An 8,935-nucleotide genomic window follows, 5' to 3' on the forward strand; every position below is an offset into this window, starting at 1 on the left:
ATGGCTTCGGTCGCGCGCGTGGGTCGGTCTTTCCAGTCGTCCTGCAGCAAACGGTTCACGCCGTCGAAGCCTTCGTCTTTCATCCATGTCAGCAGCGCGTTCCATGACACGCTGAGTGCCAGTGGCGCCGCCAGGAACACGTAACCGTCCTTGCAAGCGAAGGCGGCTTCCGTGGCATCGCGAACGCCTTCGCCACCACGCGACATGACCTTCCCTTCCAGGTCGTAGACCTGCGGTGCGTTCTGCAGCGAATGGGCGATCGCCTCCTGCGACGAAACGTCCAGTACGTGGCTGGTGCCGGTCCTTTCCAAATCCCACAACGCCAGAGCGGTGGCCGCAGCAGCGTACAGAGAGGTGACGAACACGCTTTGCTCACCGGCGAGTTTCAGCGGCGGCTTGCCGGGTTCGCCCGACAGCCATGCGATGCCACCCAGCGCCTGGGCGATCAGGTCGCAGCCGGCGAACCCGGCATACGGACCGGTCAGGCCGAAATACGATACGGATGTAACGACACGTGGGCCGGAGATCGCAACGATGTCGGCCAGTGGGATGTCGGTTGCGCCTGGTTCATGCACAATGACCTGTGCTGCGCCGACAAGGTCGGCGAACACACGGCGTCCAGCGTCGGTGGTGGTATCGATCCGCACCGCTTTTTTGTTCAGGTTCAGGAAAGCATAGGGAATGCCGCCAAATTCCGTGGGATCCACACCATTGGCGAACGGTGGACGCAGCCTGTCCGAACGGCCTTGTGGCGGCTCGACGCGAATGACCTCGGCGCCGAGATCGGCGAACAAGCGCGTGCAATAAGACCCAAGTTCACGCGTCAGATCGATGATGCGCACGCCGCTGTAGGGGCGCTGGTCCTGCGTTTCCATAAGATATTGGCCGTTGTTTGTGTCTTCACAGATAATGCATCATATAAAAAATATGGGCAATCCCCGGTGGACTGGATTCAAGGCGAAACATCGGCAGCGATGGCATTGGCTACCACGCCGCCGCCGCGCCTGGCCGTGATTTCCCGCCAGCCGTTTTTAATGTGCCGCACCATCGCATCGACGGCGCCGCGCTTGTCGCCCTGCTGGACACGTTCCAGAAACAGATCGTGTTCCGACCGCATGCGCATGGGGCGATCCTGCTTCACGTCCTGCAGCGTGAACGGATATTTCGCCCACAACACGCGGACGAAATGCAGTGTCTGTGGTCGCTCCGCCATGTCGTACAGGCAGAAATGAAACCGGTAATTCGCTGTCCGCACCTTGAGCAAGTCGTCGGTTTCCAATGCGGCTTCCAGTTCGCGCTGCAAGGACAGCAGCTTCCGCAGGCCGGACGGTTCCATATTATCGAGCGCCGCCGCGGTCAGGTCGCGTTCCAGCGCGACGCGCAAATCGCAGATTTCGCCCAGGCGGCCGGGCATGATCTCCGGCACCATCAGGCCTTTGTGCGGCAGGCCGCGCACATAGCCTTCCGCTTCCAGCGCCAGCAGCGCTTCTCGTACCGGGGTGATCGAAACGCCCAGTTCCTCCGCCAGGTCGGCCTGCTTCAGCTTGGTACCACGGTCGTAGATACCGACGATGATCCGTTCCCGGATGATCTCGGCCACGCTTTCCTGCTTGGTCGCGAACGACATGGGTTACACCGGCTTTCGGGGTGAATCAGACACCGAGATGGGCGAGCAGTTCGCCCTCCTCCCGGATTACGTCGTCGTTGGTCAAGGTGCGGATGATACGGCCGTTTTCCATCAGGTTGTGACGATCCGCGACCGAGGTGGCGAAGGGCAGATTCTGCTCCACCAGCAGAACCGTCAGTCCGGCTTTCTTCAGTTGCGCCACGACCTGGCCGATGGCGTCGATAATGACTGGCGCGAGGCCTTCGGTCGGTTCGTCCAGCAGCAGGAAAGAGGATCCCATGTAAAGCGGCCGAGCGATGGCGAGCATCTGCTGCTCGCCGCCGGAGAGGGTTGTGGCGCGCTGGTGTGCCCTGGCTTTCAGGACGGGGAACAGAGTGAAGATCCGGTCTAGCGGCCATGCCGTGGGGTTCTGGGGTTTGGCGATCGTCAGGTTTTCCAGCACCGACAGGGTGCCGAACATGCCGCGGTCTTCCGGGACATATCCGATACCCAGCTTGCAGATCCGTTCCGCACCCAGGTCGATGATTTCCTGGCCTTTGAACTTGATCGAGCCGGTGCGGCGCGGGATGTCGCCCATAATGGATTTCATGGTGGTGGATTTGCCCGCCCCGTTGCGGCCGATCAGGGTGACGATTTCACCTTCCGCCACGTCGAGGCTGATGCCGCGCAGCACCTGCGTTTCGCCATAGGATGCGTCGAGGCTGCGGATTTCAAGCATGGGCGTGGCGCCCCTTAGTGCCTAGGTAGGCGTCGATCACCCTGGGGTCTCGCCGCACATCATCGTAACGGCCGCGAGTCAGCAGCTGGCCCTGCTGCAGCACGACGATTTCTTGCGCAAGGTCGGCGATCACGCCCAAATTGTGTTCTACCACGATGACCGTGCGGCCGGCCGCGAGTTGGCCGATCAGTTCGGTGACCTTGACGATATCGCGAACGGTCATGCCGGCGGTTGGCTCGTCCAAAAGCAGGATATCGGGATTGGCCGCGAGGCTGATCCCCAGTTCGAGTGAGCGCTTCAGGCCGTATGGCAAGGCACTGGCGCCGCGGTCGCGCCATTCCGCCGGGATGTGGACGCGCCGCAGGATATCGTCGATCTCCTCACCGTAGCGCTTCCCCCAGTTGCTCTTGCGCAAGAATCCGGTGCCGCCGCGGTCGCGGCGTTGCAGCGGCAGAACGATATTCTCGGCCACCGTCAGATTGCTGAAGATGCTGGTGATCTGGAAGCTGCGCACCACGCCTCGCCGAGCAATGGCTTCGGGGGAGAGATGGGTGATGTCCTGTCCGCGGTGACGAAGACGGCCCTTGGTGGGTTTAAGGAAGCCACTGAGCAGGTTGAACAATGTCGTCTTGCCGGCGCCGTTCGGCCCGATGATCCCGTAGATCGCGCCAGCCGGAAAACTGAGCGTCACGTCGTTGACTGCGATGAAGCCGCCGAATGATTTGGTGACCGATTCCAAGGCCAGTCCGGTGCTTGCCGGTTCCATGTGATCCCGTTCCTCTGCGCGGTTCCGGCCCGCGTTCGATGCGGCGGCAGTGAACCATATCCGCAAAAGAATGCAAAATGCTTTTTATAAAGCGCTTGACAACCGGGCCCACGGGCCACAGCTTCGCGGCAACGAAATTACCCGGGTCAAGGGGGGGAACGATGCGCAAAACACTTCTCGGGACGGCGGCCGCCGTTCTGATAGCCGGCCTGGCCTTATTCAATCAGCCGGCCGAAGCCGCCATGACGGGCAAGAAATTCACCATCCTCGTGATCACCGATCTGTCCACGGTGTTTTCCGATACATCAGGCAAGGGATCGGTCGATGGCGTCCAGATGGCGGTCGACGATTTCGGCGGATCGGTCAATGGCGTGCCCATCAATGTCATTGTACTGGACAACAAGCTGGATGTCGCGCTGACCATCAACAAGACACGCGAAATCATCGACAGCCAGGGCGTGAACCTGATTACGGATGTGACCAGCTCTGCCGCCGCTATCGCGATCGCCAAGCTGGCCAACGAACGCAAGATCACCACGACGTTCGTCAGCCCCGGCACCACCGCGCTGACGAATGAGGATTGCAGCAAATATACCTGGCACTATGCCTGGGACACCACTGCGATGGCTACCGCCGCCGGCCGTGTCACCGAGGAAGGTTTCAAGAAGTGGTATTTTATTACCGCTGATTATGCCTTCGGTCATTCGCTGCTGGAGCAGTTCAGCAAGACCGTGAAGGCCAAGGGCGGGACGGTGCTGGGCAACGACATGGTGCCGTTCCCGAACGATGATTTCTCCAGCTATTTGCTGAAGGCCCAGTCGGCCGGCGCGCAGGGCATCGGTATCCTGGAATCTGGCCAGGACCTGCGTAACGGCGTCAAACAAGCCCGCGAGTTCGGCCTTCTCGGCGACGGGAAGATTCAGATCGTTCCGGGCCAGATGAACTTCACCGACGTACGGTCCACCGGCATCGATACGTGGAGCGGCATCACTGCCGGCGAAATCTGGTACTGGAACTATGACCAGCAGACCCGGGACTGGGCCGCGCGCTTCAAGAAGCGGTTCGGCATGACCCCGGCCAGCCTCTATGCCGGCAATTACTCGGCGGTGACTCAGGTTCTGAATACGGTGAAAAAGATCGGCACCGACGATCCGGACAAGATCGCCGAGGCGCTGGAAGGCAGCACATTCAGCGACTTCTTTGCCCGCAACGCCACATGGCGGAAAAAGGACCACAGCGTGATCCACGACATGTATGTGATCAAGGTGAAGAAGGCGAGCGAGGTCAAGCAGCCTGAGGACTATTACGACGTGGTCGCGACCATTCCCGGCAAGGACGTGTTCATTCCGGAATCCGAGAGTACCTGCAAGCACAATTGGTAAGGACGTGCGCTGCGGGAGATTTTGATGTCCTTCTATGCCGTCCAGATCTTCAACGGGCTCGTCAATGGCGGTTTCATCGCCTTGATGAGCCTCGGCCTGAGTATCGTCTTCGGCCTGATGCGCGTCGTCAATTTCGCGCATGGCGCCATGTATATGCTGGGGGCGTTCGTTGCGTTCATCGGCGGACAATTCTTCGGTGTGTCCTTGTGGCTGGCGCTTATCCTCGCCTGGGTTCTGGTGGGCGGATTCGGAGTGATTTTGGAACGGCTGCTGCTGTCCCGTCTCTACCGGCTTGATCCAGCCTACAACCTGCTGCTGACCTTCGGCCTGACTCTGATCATCGAAGACCTGATGCGCAGTTTCTTCGCCACCACAGGCGGACAGTTCCTGGTGCCGCATGTGCTGTCCGGCGCGGTTTACCTTGGGTTCACGTTCTATCCGAAATACCGGCTGTTCGTGCTGGCAGTTTCCGTCCTGGTGTGCCTCGCCGCATGGTTTGTATTGGAGCAAACCCGAGCGGGGGCGCTGGTGCGGGCGGCGACAGAACGACCGGATTTGTTGAAATGTTTCGGTGGTAACGTTCCTCGGTTGATCTCCGGCACGTTCTTTTGTGCTGCCGGGCTGGCGGGTTTGGCGGGAGCGCTGGCGGCGCCGATCCGCAGCATCTCCCCATTTATGGGGCAGGAGATGATCGCGCTGACCTTCGCCGTCGTCGTGGCCGGCGGCATGGGGTCAATCGCCGGATCGGTGTTGATGGGCTTTATCGTCGGCGTCATGTCCGCGCTGGCCGCCATCTGGTATCCACCGGCGGCGGTGGCCATCACCTATATCATCATGCTGGTAGTACTGGTGGTGCGGCCAGGCGGTATTTTCCGTGGTGTCGATATCTCCAACTTCCCGCTGCACTACACGCCGATGACGGATCGGGTTCGGCGGATCTTTCTAAGTCCGGGTCTTTCGGTTGCGGCGCTGGCCGTGGCGGCGCTGCTGCCCTGGATCGTCTATCCTGTCGTTGCGACTGATATCATCTTGTGGGGGCTGTGCGCGCTGGGGTTCGATCTTCTGTTCGCGTTCGCTGGCCTGCTATCGTTCGGCCAGGCGGCTTACTGGGGTGCGGCGGCGTATATCACCGGTGTGCTGGTCAGCCATTTTGGGTTGCCGGCGTGGTCCGGTTTCCTGTTGGGGGTCGTTGGTAGCACCGCGATCAGCATCGTCTTCGGTTTCATCATCGCGCAGAAGAAGGGCATCTACTTCTCGATGATCACCTTTGCCTTCGCGGAGATCGTTTATTTCGTCGTCAACCAGTTCGCCGCGTATACCGGCGGTGAGGACGGGTTGCATGACGTGTTCCGCGGGTCGCTGTTCGGCATCAGCCTCGCGAACGATCGGGTGTTTTACTACCTGGCTTTGTTCTTCGTCGCGCTGATGGTGGCGTTCGTTTTCCGCATCCTGAAATCGCCTTACGGCATGTCGCTGGTGGGCGCGCGAGAGAACGAACGCCGCATGCTCAGCGTCGGTTACAACGTCTACTTCATCCGGGTGCAGGCCTATGCGCTGTCGGCATTCATCATCAGCGTCGCCGGGGCGCTGTATGTGCTGAACCATCAGTTCATCAGTCTGGAGGCAGTCTATTGGCGGGCATCCGGCGAGCCTGTGATGATGACTCTGCTGGGCGGTGCCGGGACTATCTTCGGTCCCTTTGTCGGTGCCGGCGTCGTTCTTCTGATGCGCAACACGCTGTCCACGATCACCGACAGCGGCAGCCTCGTGCTGGGATGCCTATTCGTCGTCATCGTCATGGTGTTCCGCCGCGGTATTCTGGGCGAGTTGGTCCACTATCTCGGCCATCGCGGCCGGGGTGGTGGAATCACCCCGGCCGCCGAGACCAAGCGCGTTTCCTCCGCCCATTGATTCGAAAGGCTACCGCCATGTTTCGCGTCGCATTGCTCGACGACTATCAAGATGTCGCACTGCGAATGGCGGATTGGAACCGCCTGGCCGGTCGGGCGGAGATCGAGGCGATCCATGAGCATATTCCGGAGATCGAACGCCTAGCGGAACGGTTGCGGCAGTTCGACGCCGTGATGATGGTGCGGGAACGGACCAAATTTCCGCGTGAGCTGTTCGAACGGTTGCCGAACCTGAAGCTGCTGATCACTGCAGCGATGTGGAACGTCGCGATCGATCTGGACGCGGCGACGGAGCATGGTGTTCAGGTGACCGGCACTGGCGACTGGTCTTTTGCTACCGCCGAACTCGCGCTTGGTCTGATGATCGCGCTGTCCCGCCACATCACGCATGAGGATCGCGCGATGCGCGCCGGACAGTGGCAGACCAGGCTGGGGGCCGGGCTGCATGGCAAGACGCTTGGCATCCTCGGACTGGGTTCCCTCGGCGGGCAGATGGCTCGGTTTGGCCAGATGCTGGGGATGGAGGTGCTGGCCTGGAGCCAGAACCTGACACCAGAAAACGCCACCGCTGGGGGCGCACGCTACGTTCCGAAGGACGAACTGCTTGCCCGGTCAGATTTCATTTCGGTTCATTTGAAACTATCGGATCGGACGCGCGGCCTGCTGGGTGGCCGGGAACTCGGCCTGATGAGACCGACGGCGTACCTGATCAACACATCCCGCGGGCCGATCGTCGATGAGGATGCGCTGTTCCAGTACCTGCGCGCCGGACGTATCGCCGGCGCCGGCATCGATGTCTATGGCGTGGAACCGCTGCCGGTCGATCACCCGATGCGGGCGCTTGAGAACGTTATCGTGCTGCCGCATGTGGGTTACGTGGTCGAACAGAATTACCGCGTCGTCTACGGCGATGCGCTGGAAGATATCCAGGCCTTCCTCGACGGTCGCATTTTCCGCCCGCTCAACACGATCGCGGCGCCCAAATTCCCCGGCTGACTTTCTTCCAGTCGTTAAGGACACGTTAGTGGGCACCACCAACCTGCTCGATATGCTCTGCCACTTTCGTAATAGCCGCAGTAAAGTGGCCATTCTCAAATCGACCCAAGCCGGACGCGAGTCAGCCTGTCGAAAGGTTCCGAATTTCGGAGTTCTCCCACACCCTGTTAAGGTCGGACACCCGGACCAAGCCGACAAGCCGGTAGGCTGCTGGGCGCAATGCAATGAAAGGTGGGGAACATGGGTAGGCTCGACGGCAAGATCGCAGCGGTGACGGGCGGAGCATCGGGGATCGGCGAGGCGACGGTCAGGCGTTTCGTCGCCGAAGGCGCGAGCGTGGCATTCTGCGATCGGGACGGTGAGCGCGGCCAGCGCATCGCCGCCGAACTCGAAGCCGTCGGCGCCAAGGTCGCCTTCACGCAGGTTGACGTTGGTACCGAGGCCGCGTGCCTCGGCTTCGTCAACGGTGCCGCGCAGAAATTTGGGCGCCTCGACATCCTCGTCAACAATGCCGGCATCCGTAAATACGAGAAGGTCGACGAGGCGAGCGCGGAGAGCTGGAACGAGATCCTCGATGTCAACCTGAAGAGCTTCGCCTTCTGCGCGAAGGCGGCGGTTCCGTTGATGCGTCGGAACGGGGGCGGTGCCATCGTTAATCTGGCGTCGGTACGGTCCGTCGTCGCGGGCGGTGGCAATCTGCTGTACGACACCACCAAGGCCGCGATCGCGGGCTTAACGCGTGGGCTTGCCGCCGACCACTCGGCGGAGGGCATTCGAGTGAACGCCGTTGGCCCAGGTCCGATCTTCACGCCGTTCCATGCGCGCCGCATCGCGGCGGCCGGTGAGACCGTCGACCAGTATAACGCCAAGGCCGCACAGGGCACGATGATGAAGCGCCCGGGCAGGGCCGAGGAGGTCGCCGCCGCGATCCTGTTCTTGGCCTCTGACGATGCCTCCTACGTCACCGGCGCCTTGCTGTTCGTGGACGGCGGCATGACGGCGCTGTGAGGAACATCCAACCGGCGCCCACAGTCCGCATGGTTCTGCTGCAGCGTTTTTCCTAGGCTGCGAAGGATCCGCCGGGGGGATCGACTTACCTATCCGGCGGCAACTTCGCACAGCTTGGCGATGAATCTTGCTCGGGCCTTGATGTTGTCTGGCATCCGACCGGTGGCCGGCTAGTGGTGCCAGACAATCTGGCCTTGTTGCACTTGCCGCCATACTCACCGGAACTCAAACCGGTCGGGAACGTCTGGCAATATCTCGGAGAAAACTTCCTGAGCAACCGCGTGTTTGAAACCTAGAAGGCGATCGTCAATGCGTGCTGTGATGCCTAGAATGCACCAATGGCTCTGCCAGAACGCATCTGTTCGATCACACGGCGCGGTTGGGCAAAAACAATCAGCGTGCAAGGCACGTTGGTATAAGCCATTGATTTATTTGGTTGCGGGGATAGGATTTGAACCTATGACCTTCAGGTTATGAGCCTGACGAGCTACCGGGCTGCTCCACCCCGCGTTGGTGGTGGGTGTTCCC

At 60.8% G+C, this 8,935-nt stretch carries 8 protein-coding genes and 1 tRNA gene; 4 read left to right on the forward strand and 5 right to left on the reverse strand.

The window, feature by feature from the left end; genetic code table 11:
- The 4 genes from GSQ89_RS31895 to GSQ89_RS31910 form a co-directional block, all read right to left on the reverse strand.
- Positions 1 to 875 (reverse strand): CoA transferase (locus GSQ89_RS31895; RefSeq protein WP_158932141.1); only part of this gene is annotated, 875 nt, incomplete at its 3' end.
- 77 nt (positions 876 to 952) lie between these two features.
- Entirely contained in the window at positions 953 to 1,627 is a 675-nt protein-coding gene (locus tag GSQ89_RS31900) for a GntR family transcriptional regulator (RefSeq protein ID WP_158932142.1), read from the reverse strand.
- A gap of 25 nt (positions 1,628 to 1,652) precedes the next feature.
- Positions 1,653 to 2,345: an ABC transporter ATP-binding protein gene (locus tag GSQ89_RS31905; RefSeq protein ID WP_158932143.1), complete on the reverse strand. Its 693-nt coding sequence runs from the start codon at positions 2,343 to 2,345 to the stop codon at positions 1,653 to 1,655.
- On the reverse strand, positions 2,338 to 3,111 hold the full coding sequence (locus tag GSQ89_RS31910; protein WP_158932144.1) for an ABC transporter ATP-binding protein: 774 nt from the start codon (positions 3,109 to 3,111) through the stop codon (positions 2,338 to 2,340). The genes GSQ89_RS31905 and GSQ89_RS31910 overlap by 8 nt, the downstream gene beginning before the upstream one ends.
- A 161-nt stretch (positions 3,112 to 3,272) precedes the next feature.
- On the opposite strand from GSQ89_RS31910, the gene GSQ89_RS31915 reads away from it, so the two are divergent.
- The 4 genes from GSQ89_RS31915 to GSQ89_RS31930 all read left to right on the forward strand — a co-directional run bounded on the left by GSQ89_RS31915 (position 3,273) and on the right by GSQ89_RS31930 (position 8,407).
- Positions 3,273 to 4,493, forward strand: coding sequence for an ABC transporter substrate-binding protein (locus tag GSQ89_RS31915; protein ID WP_158932145.1), 1,221 nt, complete (start codon positions 3,273 to 3,275; stop codon positions 4,491 to 4,493).
- Positions 4,494 to 4,517: 24 nt separating this feature from the next.
- On the forward strand, positions 4,518 to 6,404 hold the full coding sequence (locus tag GSQ89_RS31920) for an ABC transporter permease (protein WP_158932146.1): 1,887 nt from the start codon (positions 4,518 to 4,520) through the stop codon (positions 6,402 to 6,404).
- Between the two features lie 17 nt (positions 6,405 to 6,421).
- The gene (locus tag GSQ89_RS31925) at positions 6,422 to 7,399 is read left to right on the forward strand and encodes a D-2-hydroxyacid dehydrogenase family protein (protein ID WP_158932147.1); all 978 of its coding nucleotides are present in this window, start codon (positions 6,422 to 6,424) and stop codon (positions 7,397 to 7,399) included.
- 240 nt (positions 7,400 to 7,639) lie between these two features.
- Positions 7,640 to 8,407 (forward strand): SDR family NAD(P)-dependent oxidoreductase, encoded by a 768-nt coding sequence (locus GSQ89_RS31930; protein WP_158932148.1) that lies wholly within the window; start codon positions 7,640 to 7,642, stop codon positions 8,405 to 8,407.
- 433 nt (positions 8,408 to 8,840) lie between these two features.
- Here GSQ89_RS31930 and GSQ89_RS31935 read toward each other — a convergent pair.
- Positions 8,841 to 8,917 (reverse strand) — tRNA-Met (locus GSQ89_RS31935).
- Positions 8,918 to 8,935 lie beyond the last annotated feature (18 nt).

The organism is Acidisphaera sp. S103, assembly GCF_009765975.1.
Taxonomy (GTDB): domain Bacteria; phylum Pseudomonadota; class Alphaproteobacteria; order Acetobacterales; family Acetobacteraceae; genus Rhodopila.

Bases quoted from the DNA above. Each gene is read 5' to 3' on its own strand.
- GSQ89_RS31930 (WP_158932148.1), top strand. From the start codon at position 7,640: ATGGGTAGGCTCGACGGCAAGATCGCAGCGGTGACGGGCGGAGCATCG.
- GSQ89_RS31925 (WP_158932147.1), top strand. From the start codon at position 6,422: ATGTTTCGCGTCGCATTGCTCGACGACTATCAAGATGTCGCACTGCGA.
- GSQ89_RS31905 (WP_158932143.1), bottom strand. From the start codon at position 2,345: ATGCTTGAAATCCGCAGCCTCGACGCATCCTATGGCGAAACGCAGGTG.
- GSQ89_RS31910 (WP_158932144.1), bottom strand. From the start codon at position 3,111: ATGGAACCGGCAAGCACCGGACTGGCCTTGGAATCGGTCACCAAATCA.
- GSQ89_RS31920 (WP_158932146.1), top strand. From the start codon at position 4,518: ATGTCCTTCTATGCCGTCCAGATCTTCAACGGGCTCGTCAATGGCGGT.
- GSQ89_RS31915 (WP_158932145.1), top strand. From the start codon at position 3,273: ATGCGCAAAACACTTCTCGGGACGGCGGCCGCCGTTCTGATAGCCGGC.
- GSQ89_RS31900 (WP_158932142.1), bottom strand. From the start codon at position 1,627: ATGTCGTTCGCGACCAAGCAGGAAAGCGTGGCCGAGATCATCCGGGAA.